Raw genomic sequence first — 18,607 nt, forward strand, 5'->3', positions numbered from 1 at the left:
CTTTCAACGCAAGCTCAGTAGCGAGCGCGTTATCCGCGTGAGCGTTCCTTCGTGCAGCAGCATGAATGCTAGTGTTCTCTAGGCAATAAATACTCAACGTCCGCGGAGCAATACTATTAAAGTTCGCTAACCGGCAAATACTCACCGTTCGCAGAAGCAATGCTGCAAAGCTTCAGGAACATTTGCTGGAGAATTCACAACGTTTTGTAGCACTTGCAGGAATCTACAAAAATTGCGCCGCATTTTTGCAACTTCTGCTACAGATTTTTACTTTCGACTATGTAAATATAAACATGATAAACAATAAGTAGATGAATAGAAGTCACGAAAGCGAGTAAACATGGCAAACAATTCCATGCCACAACAAACCACATCAGAAACCACATCCGCTGCAAATCCACTCGACACGCATGAATATGTTGTACGAACTGCGATTCGCACCATCGCAATCGTCGCCTCGCTTTACGGAATGGCAGCTTCATGGCAAGGTTTCATGACGTTCACATATTTTACGAATCTTTCTAATCTTATGATTTGCGTAGCTCTTGCCGGCTCACTTGTGTTCGATACTGCCGCCTTTATGCGCGCTCGCAGTTCTGCTACTAACTCTGCAGAATCTGACGCTTCCGACGCTTCCTCTGTTTCTCAATCAACGCCCACAGTTTGGTTTGATTCAAAATCCAACGCTTGGTACATTTTCAAGTTCATGATGACAATCGCCATTGCAGTAACATTTACGCTTTATCTTTGCTTCTTAGCTCCTACGAATAAGCTCGGTTTTATTGGTGCTTATATGAGCAACGGTTGCAGCAGTCTTTGCGTTCACGCAATCGCCCCACTTCTTGCAATCATAGATTTTATACTTTTTGACTATCGTTTCCGTTCCACTCGTGCACATATTTATTTTGCTACGATTCCGCCTCTTGCATATGTTGCTTATGCAGTTATGTTAAGCGAGTTTGTTGGTGTTCGCTGGGGTACTCATGCCATGCGCGCACCTTACAATTTCCTTAATTATGGTGCTCCTGCTGGATGGTTTGGTTTTGCTCCACAGACTTTTAATGCCACTACTTTAGGCGTTGGTGTTGCGTATTTGCTTATTGTGTTTACGCTTATTTTTATTGGTGTCGGAACTATGTTTCTTGCGTTGAAAGATGCTCGTGCTCGCGTGACGCTACAAAATTAAGTGTTATGTAGCGCATCGCTATTGTTTCATTGCTAGAATTAAGCGTATGAGTGATAGTATTGCGCACCAAAAATCGTCTGGCAGCACTGCGTTACATAAAGACACTACGTTACATAAAGGCACTGCGTTGCAGTCGTTGCAATCGTTGCAGTTTTCGCAGTCTCTACCATCGTTGCAGTCGTTGTTCGACGGTACTTTGCGTAATTCTTCCGGCAATATAACTAACACGTTACTCGTCTACGGTGCTCCGAATACTGGTAAAACGCAGTTTGCTGTGCGCGCAATGATCGCCGGTTATCATCATTGGCAGCATGGCATTACCGCAATGGCTGTGCAAAACCGAAATTTGGCTGCGAATATTGACAATATTATTATTCGCGAAATTGGTGTGATTGAGCAGTCTCGCCCAGTTGGCACGTTGGCTTCGCTGGCTTTTCGTATTATTTCTGCATATTGCAACAGTCAGCATAAGCCCAATCCTAAGCTTCTTAATGGTGCTGAGCAGGATGCGCTTCTTCGTAAAGTTGTGCGCGCGCATATTGAACATGTTTCTAGGGGAGATAATGGCGATTGTGCGGTATGTCAGCTTTTCCAAGATTATTTTGGTACGCCGCTTTGGGTTGCACCTTTAACTTGTGCTGGAAATGATAGTGCTATAGTTTCTGCTGCATCCAACTCGGCTGTAGGTTCTTCTGTAGGTTCTTCTGTAGGTTCTTCTGTAGGTTCTTCTTCTGATTCATTCTTGAGTGCAGCTTCTCGTTCGCAATGTGAAGTCAGTAACGCGTTTATACATCAATTGCGAGATATGCTCGCGCGTTTGGATGAGCTTGGAGTGAGTGATGCTGCAGATGAGCAGACTGTTCTACGTTCACTTGATGTTGCAAAGTCTCATGCAGAAGCTGAAAATATGTTGCCAACGTCTGTGTTGATTGATCGCCGTAGCACTCAGTGGCGTCTTGTTTTTGCACTACGTTCAGAGTATCGCGATATGCTTGCTGATACGTATCAAGGATCCTTCCGTTTGGACGCTTCTCAGCTTTTGGTGGAAGGCGCGAAAGCTGCACGCAAGCTCAGTGATATAAGTGTTGCTGCTGCAAATTCGGCAATTCCAGTGTTGCTTGTGATTGATGATTATCAAGACATTACGCTTGCTGGTTTGAGTTTTATAGAAACATTGTCGAAACTTGGTACGCGTTTAGTTTTGATTGCTAATCCGGATGAGTCTGTGCAGACGTTTAGGGGAGCGTACCCGGATTATGCGATTTCGGCAGCTCTGCATGAATTGCACGCATCTGAGCAAAGATTACAATATGTGATTTCTGATGATTCTTCTAGTGATTCTTCTGATGATTCCTCTGGTGATTCTTTAGTCGATAATTCCAGTTCTTCTGTTGGTTCTGCTAGTTTCGCTGGTTCTTCCGCGCGTCAGCCTCAAGCACCTTCGATGCGTGATTTACTTGCCGCTCGTGTTTCGCTTTCACTTACATCGCAATTCAACACGACTGTTGCGTTGCCGAATCGTCCTTGGAAAATGCCTGCTTTTGTTGGCGCACTTCCGTTGCAATCGCTGAATCAACTCGAAAATCAACTCGAAAATCAGCCTCAAAATCTTCAGCATCCTCAAAATTTGCAAGAATATTTACGGCTTGATGAGGATGGAACCGTAAATACTGCACTTTATCGCTCTCAACGTGAAGAATTAGACGCTGTTATTTGGCAAATGAAGCATGCGCATGTAAAAAATCATCGCAAGTGGAGCGATATGGCGTTAATTGCGCACGACAATGCTACTGTTCGTCTTTTTGGTGAGCAACTTCGCCAAGATGGTGTTCCAGTGCGATATTCTTCAGTAACTCGCCCGTTAAAAGATGAGCCGTTCGTGCAAGGATTGTTTGCTCTTATTGAGCTTGCTCAATTTGTACAACGTTGTATTGCTGGGAATTTCACTGCTTGCGTTGTAGAGCAAATTCAGCGCGGCAGCAGTTTGCAGCATATAGCATCTTGGGTGCAATCTTGCGTTAAACACATTATGGATAGTCCGCTTGCATCAATAGTTCGTAACAATTCTGCTGACGGTAATGGTGATTTAGAAACTCCAGCGCAACTTAAAAATGTTGAGTCGCTGATGCGGTCACTGGCTTCGCTTTCCGCGGTTTTAGATGAGCAAAAAGACGAAAATAATGAGCTTCGTAATCACAATATTCCTTTGAGAAAGCTGATGGATTCGTGGGATGAATTTAAAAGCAATCTCAAGAACGCCTCTCATAACAGCTCTCATGACGATTCTCATGGTAATGTAGTTATCAATTTAGATAACAATACTAACGAAGATATGCGTGCGCTTTCGCTAGATGCGTGCTATCTTCTTTGTGTTGCAGATGTGGCACATTGCAATACTGATTCCCAGCAGTCTGATTCAACTGTGCTTCATCTTTTACAAAATATGGCTCCTCGAAATCCGCATGTTGCATCCTTTGTTACAATCTGGAACAATGTGCGAACACTGGCGTTACGATTTACAGCTCACCCAGATTTGCGCAATGCACAATATGCTCTTGGTGAGGCTTGGAATGTTTGCAATGTTGCGGAACGCTGGCAGCGTACGGCTTTGCAACATAATAGAGATGGTTACCGTGCGAACGATCGCCTAGATGCTGCAATGCGGCTGTTTGATTACGTTGCTTCGTATAGTGATGAGTTAAGTAACGGTTTTGAAACTGATTTGCGTAATAATCGCGACTCTTCAGCTTCCGCAGAAACAGATGTGGTAGTTTCTGCTGATATCAGCGATTTTATAGCTCAAGTTCGCGGCATGGAAATTGAGGCAGATTCACTGGCTCATGTGGCTCCTGTGCCAGATGCTGTAACACTCACTACTCCTGCTGGTGCTGCAGGAAAGCATTGGCGGTTTGTGTGGATGCCGACTTTGCAGCAGCGTGTGTGGCCAAATCTTGCTTCGCGTAGCACAATGTTTGGTGCTGAAAGTTTGACAAGTATTGTGTTGGATTCTAAACAGCGTACTATGAACCAGCAGCATGGTGACAGTAATCAAGCAGAGCAATCGCAATTATTATTGCCTGTATCTTTGCAACTTCTTGCTGCTAATGACAAATCTGTAGTTTTTGCTGGTGAACAGCGTAGTTTTTTGCTTGCTATTACTCGTGCGACTGAAAGTTTGTATATGAGTGCGCAGTACAGCGATAGTGCTGTTCCAAGCGATTTTCTTTACTATTATTTGCCTGAGCGTTACTATAACAACGAACATTCGCGCACGCCTTTTACTGATTTTACAATTCCTTTTGCTGGCTTAGATATGGATGTTCGCGGATTGGTTTGTGCTGCGCGTGCAAAACTTGTGCGAGAAGCTGTAGGCAAGAATACTTGCGATACTGCGAATGAAAGTAGCGGAGTTTTAGACGCGATTCAAGCATTGCGATTATTGCGAGAATCTGGAGTTGATTGTGCTCATACTGCGCAATGGGATTTTATGAGCGAAATTACAGGAAATACTTCTACAGGAAATATTTCTATAGAAAATGTTTCTATAGAAAATGCAGTTACGAAAAATAATAGCGTTATAGTGAGCTTGTCACCTTCTGCAGTAGATAGTTTATGGGCTTGTCCAGTGTGTGGATTGTTGAATCGCCAGCTTGCAGGCCCTCAGCCGGGAAGTGCTGCAACATATTTTGGTACGTTAATTCACGAAACTGCAAGGTGGGCGAGTGAAGATCAGCATTACGATATGCCGGAAACTGCTGTTGATGAGACTGCTGTTGACGAGACTGTGGTTGACGAGACTTCTGCTGATGATACTGCGGTTGACGAGGCTGCTTCAGCATCTTCTTCCAAACCGGCTTCTACAACTCACTCTGCAGATTCCTCTCCGTACGCATCTCAAGTTTCTCGTATCAACTCAATCGCAAATCATATGGAACAGTATTACGCAAGTATTGCTCCCGAACTTGCCGATATTCGAGATATAAAAGAGCGATATTCTGCACTTTCTAGGCAGTCGAATATAAGTCGTGCTCTTCATACGATTGCGCAATATTTTGTCACATCTTTCGATCAGTCAACCTACCGACTTGACGCAAAAAAGTCGGATGATGGTGTTCTTGAATTGTTTACGCCAAGCGAAAAATCTTTAGAAAGTAGCATTGGGAAACTTGCTCAGGCGTATTGTGAGATGCCAACAAGTGCTCATTTTGGTTTTGATGACATTACGCGCGTTCTTAATAACACGCTGACAGCCGCAAATTTGCAGACGGTGAGTAAGCATGATGCTTTTGGGCTTATGGGCGCTTTAGTGGGAGGCTGGCCGGATGGTGCGTGCGAGGATTTGCAATTGCATATTCACGGCAGAATTGATCGACTTGAAAAGCGAAAAAATGCTGACGGCTCCGAAAATATTCGCTTACTTGACTATAAAACCGGAAAAGTTCCCTCTGCAACAGGAGTTTTTAATGATTTGCAGTTAGTTTGCTACCAGCTTGCTTTACTTTTTGCAGACGAAAATCCGCTTATTTCCGCCTCTCATGCACCAACAATTGCAAGAAGTGTGCTATTTCATGTCGTTGACAATGATTACCCGGCGCAAGACCACAGTGTTGCAGAAAACTTGTATCAGCCTCCTCTTTGCATTGCTCAAGCTTTGAATAATCAGCCGCTTGAAACTCGTGCTGGATTCAAAACAATGTCGAGATTGTTGGATTGTCCACAGTTAGAAGAAATTATGAAAACATGCCCGAAAAGTGTAAGTGAGCAAGCGTGGCAGTCATTCCGTTGCTTAAGTGAAACTGCAAAATGGTCGCTTACTATGATTTCTCGCGTTTTCTACGCTGCTGCCGCAGTTCGTTCTCAGCAAATTATTGCGCGTCCAACTTCGGAACATTTGAAATATTGCCGTGCAAAACAAGTCTGCCCAGCATGCGCAGGTCGCATAGATACCGTATATGAGGTGCGTCAATCATGATTGATGAAATGAATAACAAAGCTTTGCGCGAAAAAGCTTTTCGCAAAGATGCCGTTCATGCAAAATCTCCTCGCAATAATACGGATAGTGCAGAACAGTCTGCAGCAATTACGGCACCAGCAAATAAGAATATGATTATTGTTGCTGGAGCCGGCAGTGGAAAAACCTATACTATGACGCGTCGCGTTATTGATCTTATTGAGCGCGGTGTTGCTCCGGAAAGTATCTTAGGACTTACGTTTACGAATAAAGCTGCGTCGGAATTGTTGGCAAGAGTTGCGCAAGCTGTCAGTCAACACGCGAATGCAAGTCAACAAAGCTTTAAGGCGAGTGCGTCATCTTCAAATTTATCTACAGATTTATCTACAAACGCATTTTTGAAGCCAGAAGTAATGACGTACGACGCATTCTTCCAGTCAATTGTGCGGCAATATGGGTTGCTAGTTGGTTTCGATCACAATACGCAGCCTCTTAGCGATGCTGGCGCGCGCGAATTAATGAAGCCGCTAGTCAACGAGTATGTTGATAAACATCCGGAAGTTGTGCAATGGTATAAATTCGATGCGCTTGTTGATGATGTTCTTGCGCTCGCTGCAGATATTTCTTGCTCAATGATTGGGTTGAATAGTAAAGGCGAGTCTTGTGACAGCACTTCGTTGGCCGTTCGAGAAATTCAAAAGTGGAATAATGCGTGGATTGAGCATTTGCAACAAGCGCTGAGTTCAGCTGAAACTACAGGAATTATTCCCAAAAAGCCGAGCGCTATTAAATTGCGCCGCGGAAAAACTGAATCAGACGAAAAATATTTCAAAAAATGTGAAAATTACGGAAAAGAATACGTAGAATACCTGAATATTGCGCTAAAAAATACGTGTTACGATTCTTGCAATACATTATTTGAAGCTGCTAAAAAGCGTGCAGTTTTGCTCGATTTAGTGTTAGCTTTTGATGCAGCAAAGCAAAGTACCAATATGGCACAATTCAGCGATTTTACGATTGCTGCATACCGTTTGGTAACGCATTTTCCTTCGATTGCGGCGCAATATCGAAGGCAGTACAGTCAAGTTTTGCTGGACGAGTATCAAGATACTTCCACAACGCAAGCAATGCTGATTGCAACGCTCTTTCATAACGAACGTGGCGAGCGTAACGAGAACAATAACAATCATAATGAAAACTGTGCAAATAGTAACTCGTATGAATCTCAGCAAACGCATATTGCAGCAGTCGGAGATCCGTTCCAAGCAATTTACTCATTCAGAGGAGCAAGCTCGGGTGCTTTTAGAAAGCTTCAGCAAGCGCTTCATATTGACCAATCAAGCGAGTTTTCGCTTACTCAAACGCGTAGAAATGCCCAGCTTATTTTGCAAGCAGCAAACGCTATTACAAAACCTTTGCGCGTGCCTCCTCTTCGTAAAAGCAGTTCGTTAGCTTCGGAAGTGGAAGTCAGCAATCTTCAATATCTTGAAAATGCGCCACGAGGCAGTATTAGTGTGCTCAATATGCCTACGCAATATCAAGAAATTGAAGCCGTTGTGCGCTTTGTAAAACATGTAAAACAACATGCTTTAGCACAAAACGACAATATTGGCGCTTCCAACTCTCAAGCGCGCGTTGCTGTGCTTTTCCGCAGCAAAACCAATATTGCGCTATACGAAGAAGCCTTGCAAAAAGCAGGTTTGCGTACTCTCACTGTTGGATATTCTGCTCTTCTTGAGAAGCCGGAAGTGCAAGACGTTCTTGCACTACTTTCTGTTGCTGCAGATCATACGAATACTTCTGCATTAATGCGACTTCTTGCTACGCCCCGATTTGCGCTGAGTACGGACGATTTGAAGGTTTTGGCAAGTGTTGCAACTGATGAAAACGTTGAATACGTGTTCCATGCTTTAGCTCAAGCTGGTTTAGTGGATGCTCAAGCTCCGCGCGCATCTTGGGTGAAACTTGTGCGCGATCAGCAGTCTCAAGGTGCTCAAACGAATAGTGTTCACGGCGGAGTGTTTATTGCGGATGTGCTGCTTGAAGCGTTTCGTGCAAGGTTATTTGCAAAAAATTCTACGAAAGAAACGCTGAATCATCTTAAAAATATGCTCAGCAAGAAGGCTTATGCCGCAATCCTTCGCGCAGGCAATGTTCTTGATGCTGTAGAACGAGCACAATCTGGAAGTTTGCATGATATTGTGCGTACAGCAATCGAAGCGCTTAATATTGATATTGACGTAGCTGTTTCGCGCGCGCTTATGAACGAAAATTCAAGTAGTTCTACGCTTCTTAACGATATGCACAGCACGCTTGACGCAATGCTTTCACTTGTGGACGCGTATTTGCAAGAAATGAGTGATTTTACGCAGCCTACCTTGCGCGGATTTATGGCTTGGATTCAAAATATTGACAAGTTGAACGATCAGCCTGCGTCGGTCGACGAACCTGCAGATGTGGTTTTGATGACAATTCATCAGTCGAAGGGTTTGGAATGGCCTGCCGTTGCAATAGTTGGTCTTAACGAAAGTGCTTTCCCAAGTAGTCAGGGAGATGGTTTGCGCGTAAAGCAAACCAAGCAGGATGGCGTGTATTGTGAAAGTGCGTACGCAACTCTTGAAATTGCTTCAAAAGTTCCTGTACCAATGCGAGTCGACGCGGATATTTTGCCGCGATTTCCTCACAATGCAGATTTGAGTGTCAGTATGAATCCGCAAGAATCCTTAAAAAATATGGAAACTGTTGAGAAAATCGACGCTGAAATCTACGGTTCTCGCGCGCAAGCATTGCTTGATGTAGCAGAAAAATTCTACGAGCGCGAAGATGTTCCAGAAGGAGCAATTCCTGCGGAAGTGCGTCAAATGTACGATGCTGCGATGAAAACTGGAACGCTACCTCTTTCACAAGTAGAGGAGCGCGGTCGAGCTTTGCACGTTGATGAGAGGCATCTTATGTATGTGGCTTTGACGCGAGCGAAATTTGCGGCTCTGCTTACGTGCAGTCAGTCAAGTGCTATGACAGTGGATACTAAGGGGGAAGATAGCAAAGACGGTATTGCTAATGCTGCTGCTAGTGCTGGTGGTACTGCTAGTGCTGCTGCTAGTACTGCTGCAGGTTTTGCTTCTTATACTTCATCTTCGCGCTCAAAAAAGCCTTCTGTTTTTTGGAATGAAGTGTGTCAAGCAATGCAAGAATCTAGCGAATCTGTTGCTACAGTAAAAGCTGGTTCAGATGAAGTTGGTTATGTGGTTGGTGATTCTGCTGCTCAGTTTGCTGAATTATTGAGCGAGCCTAGCGAAATTCCGAGTGAAAATAACAAGCAGCTATTAGCGTGGCCGAGTGCGTCAAGTGAATATGTGCGAGATGCGCTTAAGAAGTCTGCTGAATATTCTGAAATTGGTGAGATTGGTGAGATTGGTGCAATTGACAAGTCTGCCGAAAGTGACAAGTCTGCCGAAAATTCACTACTTTCGCGCGCTGAAGCATTGTTGCAAGATGCAGATTTAATGCCGCATGTTGACTGGTATCGTGATATTCACGCGTTAGCACATCAAGCAGATCAGCTTTCAAATATTGAAAATGTGAATGTTACAGCTGTACAGCGCAGAGCAATGTTCCATGCGACTGATGCTGACAATACTAACGTTTCAGAATCTCAAGAAACAAAGCGTTTGCGACGTGAATGGATGGCAATTATTCGTCCTATTCCGCGTACAGCTTCTCCTGCTTCAGATTTAGGTACACGATTCCACGCGTGGGCTGAGCAGTTTGTCAATGCTGGCTGCGTGCAATATGCGTCTTTGAACGTTGCTGACGTAACTGATGTCGCTGATATTGCTGATGGTGCGAATAATGTTGCGTCGAGTGAATATTGGCCGATTATTGTGAAACAAGGCGTGAAACTTTCAGATCTTACGTCTGCACAGAAAAATTTAGTTCATAAAATGAATAATTTATCTAATAAACTCAATAATAACGACAATATTTCTGAGAAACTTGCTCAAACCGAAAAAACTACGCAAGCTGAACCATCAATTGAGCGTAAGTTACTGACTTGGAAGCAGCGTCTCGTTACTTCACGATGGGCGTATCGTCGCCCGCTTGCAGCAGAGCAGCCTATTGTTGCACACGTGCCAGAATTAGGTGCGCAAATTATTAATGGAAAACTCGATGCTGTGTTTGCAGGTGGTTTAGATCCGAACGATTCTACCAAACTGTATACCGTAGTCGACTGGAAAACCGGGCGTAAGCCAAGCGATCCACAAGATATTGCTCTTAAACTCGGTCAGCTTGACTGGTATCGTCTGTTACTCAGTCTTATGACGAATGCTCCGCTCGAGGCTATCGATGCCACCCTTTATTATGTGAACATATCGGATGAAAACCAACGTGAAATTCATGCCGAAGCAAAAACAAAAGATGAAATCCTTGCCGAGTTACACTCTGACACGTTCATTTCCCTCGAAGATGATGACGCATAAACGTTGCTATTGCAATCAATTTGCTGCAACAATATTGCGCCGCGATTGAAACGCATCGTGCATCACTTCGATAACGTGCAGATTCCTCGTGCAGTGTGTGTGGGCGGGCATACGCACAACATCGATTTGAGTATGAAGTAAGGAAGAATCAGAATTATGAACGTAGAGTTCCGTCCTGTAAAACTTAGCGATATTGACGCAATTGTAAAAGAATACGAACGTACCTGGGGTATTGCGCAACAAGTTGGAAAAGATGCGTCACTAAGTCTTTCTCGCCGCTGTGTGTTGCACTATTTGAAACCTTCAACGCATGGTACTATTGCTGAACTCGACGGAAAGTTTATGGGATTGCTGTTGGCGCGCGTTTTCGACGCTCCAGTTTTGTTCCCAGAAGTAAGTCAAATGCTTCATGAGCAAGATTCTGCTATGAAAGCTCAAGGTGACAAAAATTATGCGCTTGCCTTAGAAGAAGCTCACGGTATGCGCGCCTTGGAAACAAAACTTGAAGCAACATCGCATATTAATAATCTTACGCAAGCAGAACTTGAGCTGTTTCTCGTATCTCCAGATGCTCGTGGGCATGGTGTCGGCGGCGGCTTGTGGAAGCGCACCATGCATTTGTTAAGAAATAATGGTGTAAATCGCTACTATTTGCACACAGATTCAGCTTGCGATGTGAGTTTTTACGATTATCACGGGCTGAGAAAAGATGCTTCATGGTTGCGCAAAGATCATTCATATGAAGCAAAAAACATGAAATCTTTGGTTGATGACTTGTATATTTACTCAGGTGAGCCAATGATTCGTTCAAAGCGAACAAAAGTAGCGAATGCGCGCTCTCAAACGAGAGCGTAAACGTAACTTCGAGAAGTTTAATTTGTAAACTTATGCGTAAGTTTATTTGCGGATTTATTTGCGAGCTTATTGGCAAATGTAACAATAACAGTTGGGGAAAGTTTAAAAAGGAGTAATAATATTTATGTCGTCTCAAACGGCAGCAAAGTCTAGCACGGCAGTGAAAAAACCTTCAGCGTTGTCGCAATATTCTAGACTGTTTTCATTAAGTGGTGCTAAAGCGTTTTGTATCTCGGGGGCAATCGCTCGTTTGCCAATGTCAATGATTGGTTTGGGAATTGTGTTGGCGCTCAACCACTTGTATAACAATTGGACTGTAGCTGGAGCAATGGCTGCATCCTATGTACTTGCACAAGCTGCAGTAACGCCAGTGTATGCAAAACTTTTTGACAGATTTGGTCAACGAAAAGTTGGTGTTATTGCACTCACAGCGCAGGTTATTGCAATGCTTTCTTTTGCTATAGCGGCGTTGGTGCGAGTTCCGCTTGCACTGTTGTTTGTGCTAGCAATTGCGATGGGTGTGACGCAGTTTGCGTTTGGTGCGCTTGTACGTACGCGCTGGGCCTACACTCTGCGCGCGGAAGAGGACGATTCGCTGCTCAACGTGGCGTATGCGCTGGAATCTGGCATTGATGAGATTGTGTTTATTCTAGGCCCTATTTTGGCCGCGTGGCTGGCTACTTCCGTACATCCAGTTTCGCAATTATTTGTGCCGGTTTTAGCTAGCGGACTAGGTGGAGCATGGTTCTTCTCGCTTAAAAATACCCAGCCTGCTGTGCTGAAGATTGTGGAAGTGCCAACGGCTGCATCTGAAGATGTAGACGTTATGATTGCATCTCAAAAAGAAAACGAAATCTCTGCAGTTGAATCAGAATCGCAACAACAAAATGCTAAGCGCAAGTTTATTGACAAATTTAGTCTTCAACAATTACATAATCATCGTGCAAAAAAGCGTAATAAAAACGTGTTGCTTTATCGTGGCATTATTCCACTCGTACTTATGTTCGTTGTGTTTAATATGAGCTTTAGTGCGTTTGATGTGTCGGTGACGGCTGCCATGAAATCGCAAGGGCTTGAACATTTTATTGGCATGCAGTTGGCGTTATTTGCGTGCGGATCGCTTGTGGGAGCCATCATTTTCGGCTCGCACAAATTCCGCGGATCTAACTGGTCGCATCTTATTGTGTTCTTAACTGTGCTGACTATTGGTTACGTGCTTATGAGCTTGAATATCGACAGGCTTATGCTTATGAGCGTTTTTGAAGTACTTTCGGGGCTTTGCGTTTCGCCAATTTTCGCAACTGGAAATCTTATTGTGAAAGCAACTGTGCCTGAAGAATCGCTTACGGAAGGGCTTTCGTGGCTGCCAACTGCTTCTGCAGTAGGTGCATCGCTTGGTTCAATGGCTGCAGGTGCTGCTATCGACGCATGGAATGCGCACGGCGGCATGATGGTACCGTGGATGTCTACGTTGGTTGCAATTCCTATAGCTGCGTTTGGCTGGTTTATTGTGATGGTGCTCGGGAAGCGATAGTTTCTTTACAAGCATGTAAAGGGAATGTTGGAATCTCGCGGCAAATGTTCCGCAACAACGCTAATGCTCGCGCGGGTAACGCGCTCGCTACTGAGCTTGCGTTGAAAGCACACTGTGCTTTCAACCTTGAGCAAGCTCACGCTCCAAGTTACTTTCGCGCGCTACGCTCTAAGCGCGAAAGCAGGTCGTCGCGAGCGTGAGTTGAGCCCTAACGGTATAATAAAAAGAAGTGTGTGCAGTTGCGCAAGTGTAGTGAGATGAATATGACAACAGAATATGATGAGCGTACTGAAGAAATTCTTGCTGAAGTAGTGCGCGAGGCGTTGGGTGCTAGTTCTGATGCAAATATTACAAGTGATGTTCGTGGTAACGAATTGTCGGAATCATCCCAACAAATTTCGCAACCAATGAAAAAAATGAAGAAAAAAGTGGATATAACATCTTCGGATGCTTCAATCGCATTAGCATCCGTAAACAATAAAAAATCCGCTGAATCAACTCAAAAAACTCAAAAAACTCAATTTGTGAAACCTACAAAAGAAAAAAAGTCTACAAAAGTGAATACATCAACTAGTCAAACTCGTAAAACCAATAAAACTACTAAAACTACTAAAACTGGTAACGTTCTGCCGCCAGTAGTAAACGATCAGCGTGAAGGTGCGCTTATTGCACCGCCGAAGTATCGTAAAGGCTCAATGCGCATTGTGCCTCTTGGTGGTTTGGGCGAAATCGGCCGCAATATGAACGTGATTGAGTATAACGGTCATATTTTGCTTATTGATTGCGGCGTGCTGTTTCCGGAAGAAGAACAACCAGGCGTTGATTTGATTCTTCCTGATTTCCACTATATTCAAGATCGTCTTGATAAAGTTGAAGCGTTAGTTTTAACGCACGGTCACGAAGATCATATTGGTGGCGTGCCATATCTTCTTAAAATGCGTCCGGATATTCCGCTGATTGGCTCTAAGCTTACTCTTGCCTTCGTGGAAGCGAAATGCCAGGAGCATCATATTGAACCGAAACTGACTCGCGTTGAAGGCCGCGATAAGATGAAAGTCGGTCCGTTTAATCTTGAATTTATTACCGTAACGCACTCGATTCCAGATGCGCTCGCTGTGTGCGTTAAAACGCCTGCTGGAACTTTGATTGATACTGGTGATATTAAGCTTGATCAGCTTCCTCTTGACCATCGAATCACCGATTTGGTGGAATTTGGGCGCTTAGGCGAGCAGGGCATTGATTTGCTGATGGCTGATTCCACTAATGCTGAAGTTCCGGGATTTGTGAAGCCTGAAACTTCGATTGGTCCGGCTTTGGATCGCGCTTTTGCTGAAGCTACGCGCAAAATTATTGTTGCTAGCTTCTCAAGCCACGTGCATCGTGTGCAACAAGTGGTTGATGCTGCGCATAAGTTTGGGCGTAAAGTCGTGTTTGTTGGGCGTTCCATGGTACGAAATATGTCGATTGCGGCGGATCTTGGCTACTTGCATATTCCTGAAAATACGGTTGTTGACTTAAAACAAGCAAAAGATATTCAAGACGACAAGCTCGTGTACATGTGCACTGGTTCGCAAGGTGAGCCAATGGCAGCGCTTGGGCGTATTGCTGACGGCAGTCACCGCGATATTACTATCAACGAATTTGATACTGTTATTCTTGCAAGTTCGCTTATTCCAGGAAATGAGCACGAAGTTTATAAGGTTATTAATAAGCTTGTGCAGTTGGGTGCGCGTGTAATCAATAAAGATAATGCTGCTATTCACGTGTCTGGTCACTGCAACGAGGGTGAGCTGTTGTACTTGTATAACATTGTGAAACCAAAGTGCGCTATGCCAATTCACGGCGAGCATCGTCACTTGGTTGCAAACGGTTTGATTGCTGTAAAAACTGGTGTGGATCCGAATAATGTTGTTTTGGCAGAAGACGGCGATGTGGTTGATTTGTATCACGGGAACGCTGCAGTGGTAGGCTCTGTGCCCTGTGGTTACGTATATGTTGACGGTGATTCTGTGGGTGAGCTTACTGATGAAGAGCTTGAAAAGCGCAGAATTTTGGGCACGGAAGGTTTCGTTTCAAGCTTTGTAGTAGTCGATACTGAGCATGCAGACGTAGTTTCCGGGCCAAAGATCTTCTTGAATGCTGTTGCTGAAGACGAGGCTGATTTTGAGAAGGTTCGTCACCAAATTGTGGAACAGCTACAAGACGCAATGATGCACGGTGAGCATGATACGCATAAACTGCAGCAGATTATGCGACGCACTTTAGGTAGTTGGATTGCGCGTGCTTTGCGCAGGAAGCCAATGCTTGTGCCAGTAGTTGCGGATATTGCAGAAAACGATCAACGATAATCAATAATTATCAACGATAATCGGCGATAATCGGTGATAATCGACAATTATCAATAATGATCAACTATAAAATATAATCAAAATAAAGAAAAAATATTCGCAATTATTTGCAAATAGCTGAAAATAATCGTAAATATAACCAAAAATAAGAAAAATATAAGGAAGGTACAAAATATGCCAGGAGCAAATCTGACTCGCATAGAAGCTCAAGAGCGTTTTGACGCTATTCAAATGCCAATTCATTACGATGTTGCGCTTGATTTAGGCAAAGGTGGACGCGATTTTACTTCGCGCACGAAGATTGAGTTTGATGCTAAAGCTGGTAGTGCAAGCTTCCTCGATTTGATTGCAAATAGCGTGGAATCCGTAGTATTAAACGGCACTGCTCTTGACGTTTCTCAAGTTTTTGCAGACAGCCGAATTGAGCTTGCAAATTTGCTTGAGCATAATACCGTAGAAGTGGTGGCAAACTGCCAGTATTCCAACACAGGCGAAGGTTTGCACAGAAGTGTTGATCCTTCCGACGGTAATGTTTACTTGTATACTCAATTTGAGGTTCCGGATGCGCGCCGCGTTTATGCTGTGTTTGATCAGCCAGATTTAAAGGCTGTTTTTGACTTTACGGTTGATGCTCCAGAAAGCTGGATTGTGACTTCAAACATGCCAGTAGCCAGCGAAACTGCGATTGAAGGCCGCGAAACTGAAGCAGGCACTTTAGAAAATGGCGCTGTAGAAGGCATGAAGCGCTGGGTGTTTGAGCCAACGCCAAAGATGAGCTCTTACTTAACTGCTATTTGCGCAGGCCCTTACGCTGGATGGCATACGGAATACCAAAACGAAGACGGTCGCGTAGTGCCAATGGCAATGTACTGCCGTCAAGCACTTAAAGACGCTTTTGCAAAAGATGTTGACTACTTGTTTGATATTACAAAGAAGGGCTTTGCTTTCTACGCTAAGACTTGGGGAGTGCCGTATCCGTACGCAAAGTACGATCAGATTTACGTGCCAGAATACAACGCTGGCGCTATGGAAAACATTGGTATGGTTACCATTCGAGACCAGTACGTGTTTGAATCCAAAGTTACGGACGCTTATGCTGAGCGCCGTGTTGTAACCGTTTTGCACGAGCTTGCACACATGTGGTTCGGCGACTACGTAACCATGAAGTGGTGGAATGATTTGTGGCTTAACGAGTCTTTTGCCGAGTTTACGTCTACGCTTGCAACGGCAGAAGCAACAGAATGGCACGACGCTTGGAGCACTTTCAATTCTGGCGAAAAAAGCTGGGCGCTTAATCAAGATCAGCTTCCAACAACGCACCCAATCGTGGCTCCAATCAACGATTTGAACGACACTTCCGTCAATTTCGACGGCATCACTTACGCAAAGGGCGCTTCCGTATTGAAGCAACTTGTGGCGTACGTTGGTCGCGAAAAGTTCTTTGAAGGAATCCACAATTATTTAAGCAAGCATGCGTATAGCAACGCTACTTTGGCTGATTTGTTGCACGAGTTAGAGCTTACCAGCGGCCGCGATCTGAAGGCGTGGAGTGCGCAATGGCTTGAAAAAGCTGGAATTAATACGATTTCTACGGAAGTTGAAGAGGCTGGCGACGGCACTATTGCTTCTTTGCGTTTGCGTCAGAGCGCACCAGTTGAGCATCCTGTTCTTCGCGCGCATCGCTTGGCTGTTGGCTTCTACAATGTGGACGAAGCAACTGGCGAAATTAAGCGCACAAAGCGAATCGAACTCGACGTTGACGGCGAAGTGACGGAAGTTGCGGAAGCTCGCGGCGAAAAAATGCCTGCGCTTATTCTCGTAAACGACGACGACTTGACTTACACGAAGCTACGTTTCGACGAAAAGTCGCTTGAGTTTGCTGCAGAAAACTTGTATCGTTTCAAGGATTCTTTGACGCGCTCGCTTATTTGGCTCGCATTGTGGGATATGACTCGCGACGCAGAATTCCCAGCAGAACGCTTCGTGGAACTCAGCCTTAAAGCTTTGGCAACTGAGCGCGAATCAACTACCTTCCGTTACGCTCTTGGTCAAGTAAAGGTAACTGCAAGCCACTACGTGGTTCCAGAGCGTCAAGCAGAAGTTGCAAAGCATGTAGCTCACGAATTGTGGCAGTTGGCTTTGGCGGCTTCTGCAGGTTCCGACGAGCAATTCCAGCTCGTTAAGGCTTATCTTGGATACGGCGAAGTTGGAGATGCTGAGTTTGTGCGCGTAGCTAACGGATTGCTTGACGGTTCCGTGAGCTTGGAAGGCTTGGAAATCGACAACGACTTGCGTTGGAGCATTTTGATTGCGCTCGCAGGTGTGAACGCTTTGGATGAAGCTGGAATTGACGCGGAACTTCAAAAGCGCGACACGACTGAGAATCGTGAGTATGCATATCAGGCTCGTGCAGCTCGCTCAACTGCAGAAGCTAAGGATTGGGCTTTTGAACAGGCTTTGCGTAATCTCGATTTGACTAATATGCAAATGGGTGCTGTTGTTGCTGGTTTTGCAAGCACAGCTAAAGGCGATTTGGTTAAGCCTTATGTTGAACGCTACTTTGCGGAAGTTGAGTGGATTTGGAAGAATCGTACATTCCACATGGCTGAGGCTCTGATTGAAGGCTTGTATCCAAATTATGCAGATGTAGACGAGCTGGTTGAGCATGGTGAAAAGTGGCTTGAGGCTCATGCTGATGCGGATCAGGCTTTGCGCCGCATGGTGCTTGGCAGTCTTGATTCTTCTCGCCGCACGCTTAAAGTGCAGCACTACAACGCTTCCTTGCGTTAGTGCGATGTCCTGCTTTCGCGCTGCATTGAGCATGAAAATTCTTGCTTAATGTGGCGCGAGTTTTTTGTTTAATGTGGCGTTTGGCTGGCGGGTTTATATATGTGGCTGTGAGTGGTGGGTGTTACTTGTCTCGCAGTGCTCCGCTCTTATACCTTACTTGGACTTAGCGGTTGTTTAGTTAAGTTTAGTTTTTTGCTTACTTTTTTGCGGAAATAGTTATTCATCATCAAGATTATTACTATCGTTCCGCTTTTATATTGCTCGACCAAGCAACACCCACCCCTCACTACTAGTAAAACCGCTAGTGTTCTGTGGTGTGGTAAGAGTACTTGGCGTGGTGTGTGCGGCAGCAATGACGCTAGTGTTCTCTAATCAATAAATACTCAACGTCTGCAGAGCAATACTGTTAAAGTTCCATGAATCAACAAGTACTCAACGTTAGCAAAGCATGACTGCAAAGCT

Annotated in this window: 7 protein-coding genes; all 7 read left to right on the forward strand. The window is 44.6% G+C overall.

From position 1 onward, the window contains the following. The first annotated feature begins 340 nt into the window (after window positions 1-340). Window positions 341-1,186, forward strand: a complete 846-nt coding sequence (locus HMPREF3208_RS01225; RefSeq protein ID WP_064346833.1) for a hypothetical protein — start codon at window positions 341-343, stop codon at window positions 1,184-1,186. A 46-nt stretch (window positions 1,187-1,232) separates the two neighbouring features. Continuing rightward, window positions 1,233-6,158 carry a PD-(D/E)XK nuclease family protein gene (locus HMPREF3208_RS01230; RefSeq protein ID WP_064346836.1) on the forward strand — a complete coding sequence of 1,642 codons (4,926 nt, stop codon included), beginning with the start codon at window positions 1,233-1,235 and terminating at the stop codon, window positions 6,156-6,158. After that, the gene (locus HMPREF3208_RS01235; RefSeq protein ID WP_064346838.1) at window positions 6,155-10,618 is read left to right on the forward strand and encodes an ATP-dependent DNA helicase; all 4,464 of its coding nucleotides are present in this window, start codon (window positions 6,155-6,157) and stop codon (window positions 10,616-10,618) included. Before HMPREF3208_RS01230 ends, HMPREF3208_RS01235 begins: the two co-directional genes overlap by 4 nt. A 156-nt stretch (window positions 10,619-10,774) precedes the next feature. Next, entirely contained in the window at window positions 10,775-11,473 is a 699-nt protein-coding gene (locus HMPREF3208_RS01240; protein ID WP_064346841.1) for a GNAT family N-acetyltransferase, read from the forward strand. Window positions 11,474-11,597: 124 nt separating this feature from the next. Beyond that, on the forward strand, window positions 11,598-13,007 hold the full coding sequence (locus HMPREF3208_RS01245; RefSeq protein WP_064346844.1) for an MFS transporter: 1,410 nt from the start codon (window positions 11,598-11,600) through the stop codon (window positions 13,005-13,007). Window positions 13,008-13,264: 257 nt separating this feature from the next. Then, on the forward strand, window positions 13,265-15,355 hold the full coding sequence (locus HMPREF3208_RS01250) for a ribonuclease J (RefSeq protein WP_155639947.1): 2,091 nt from the start codon (window positions 13,265-13,267) through the stop codon (window positions 15,353-15,355). Between the two features lie 174 nt (window positions 15,356-15,529). Beyond that, window positions 15,530-18,145, forward strand: a complete 2,616-nt coding sequence (pepN, locus tag HMPREF3208_RS01255) for an aminopeptidase N (protein WP_064346846.1) — start codon at window positions 15,530-15,532, stop codon at window positions 18,143-18,145. Window positions 18,146-18,607: the final 462 nt, after the last annotated feature.

This window comes from Gardnerella vaginalis (genome assembly GCF_001546485.1).
Lineage (GTDB): Bacteria > Actinomycetota > Actinomycetes > Actinomycetales > Bifidobacteriaceae > Bifidobacterium > Bifidobacterium vaginale_D.

Excerpts from the sequence above, each read along its gene's own strand:
- HMPREF3208_RS01225 (WP_064346833.1), top strand. The coding sequence starts at position 341 with ATGGCAAACAATTCCATGCCACAACAAACCACATCAGAAACCACATCC.
- HMPREF3208_RS01230 (WP_064346836.1), top strand. The coding sequence starts at position 1,233 with ATGAGTGATAGTATTGCGCACCAAAAATCGTCTGGCAGCACTGCGTTA.
- HMPREF3208_RS01235 (WP_064346838.1), top strand. The coding sequence starts at position 6,155 with ATGATTGATGAAATGAATAACAAAGCTTTGCGCGAAAAAGCTTTTCGC.
- HMPREF3208_RS01240 (WP_064346841.1), top strand. The coding sequence starts at position 10,775 with ATGAACGTAGAGTTCCGTCCTGTAAAACTTAGCGATATTGACGCAATT.
- HMPREF3208_RS01245 (WP_064346844.1), top strand. The coding sequence starts at position 11,598 with ATGTCGTCTCAAACGGCAGCAAAGTCTAGCACGGCAGTGAAAAAACCT.
- HMPREF3208_RS01250 (WP_155639947.1), top strand. The coding sequence starts at position 13,265 with ATGAATATGACAACAGAATATGATGAGCGTACTGAAGAAATTCTTGCT.
- pepN (WP_064346846.1), top strand. The coding sequence starts at position 15,530 with ATGCCAGGAGCAAATCTGACTCGCATAGAAGCTCAAGAGCGTTTTGAC.